This window comes from Bacillus sp. FG16 (genome assembly GCF_057809515.1).
Map to the genome: position 1 here is coordinate 1 of NZ_JBMDKC010000277.1, position 856 is coordinate 856.

Here is an 856-nt window from a genome sequence, read left to right on the forward strand (position 1 = left end):
ATCAAATTACACAAGCCCTAGCAAAAGGCGACTCTGTGCAATTAATTGGATTCGGTACATTTGAGGTACGTGAACGCTCTGCACGTACAGGACGTAACCCTCAAACAGGAGAAGAAATGTTCATTCCTGGAGGAAAAACACCTGCATTTAAAGCGGGGAAAAGCCTAAAAGAGGCTGTAAAATAAATTAACATACATAAAAAGAAGAGGGATTCCTCATCTCTCTTCTTTTTCATATGAACCATTTCTTATTTCACTAAGTACTGTTGCAATTCTTTCATCAGATAATCTGCACCTTCTGAGCTGACAATAATTTTACCATTTGCTAATACAAAATTACGTTCTGAAACTTCTCCTGTCACCATGCAAATTCCATCAGGTTGATACTTCTGTAAAACAATTTTCTCTCCGTCTACAAAGATTTCAATTGGTGTTTTAGCCTCTATATCTAAGGTATTCCTTAATTCCCTAGGAAGCACAATACGCCCCAATTCATCGACTTTGCGAACTACTCCTGTTGATTTCATCAAATCTCTCCCTTTTTATCAAATCTATTTTAACTAGGTTTCTCCAAAAATCAAAAACATGAACATCCAGAAACACACACTAACAACTTGTTAGAAAGGTAAATCGTCGTCCGAAATATCAATTGGTTGACCTGGATTAGAGAATGGGTCATCATTCTTTTTAAATCCAGGGTTACCAGAATTACTAGATTGATTAAATGAGTTCGAACCTTGATTACCAAAACCAGCTCCTACTGGCTGTTGATTGAATGAATTACGTTCTCCTCCACCACTATTACGTGGCTCTAAAAATTGTACGTTCTCTGCAACCACTTCCGTCACATATACACG

Annotated in this window: 3 protein-coding genes; 1 reads left to right on the top strand and 2 read right to left on the bottom strand. The window is 37.4% G+C overall.

The annotated features are described in order from the left end of the window. A partial coding sequence (locus tag ACODS7_RS32245; RefSeq protein ID WP_488828639.1) for an HU family DNA-binding protein occupies positions 1-185 on the top strand: 185 nt, incomplete at its 5' end. Between the two features lie 62 nt (positions 186-247). Here ACODS7_RS32245 and ACODS7_RS32250 read toward each other — a convergent pair. Together ACODS7_RS32250 and ACODS7_RS32255 are read right to left on the bottom strand one after the other, a co-directional pair. Further along, positions 248-526 (bottom strand): AbrB/MazE/SpoVT family DNA-binding domain-containing protein, encoded by a 279-nt coding sequence (locus ACODS7_RS32250; RefSeq protein ID WP_002205089.1) that lies wholly within the window; start codon positions 524-526, stop codon positions 248-250. A gap of 90 nt (positions 527-616) precedes the next feature. Further along, on the bottom strand, positions 617-856 hold a 240-nt coding region (locus tag ACODS7_RS32255), incomplete at its 5' end, for a single stranded DNA-binding domain-containing protein (RefSeq protein ID WP_488828641.1).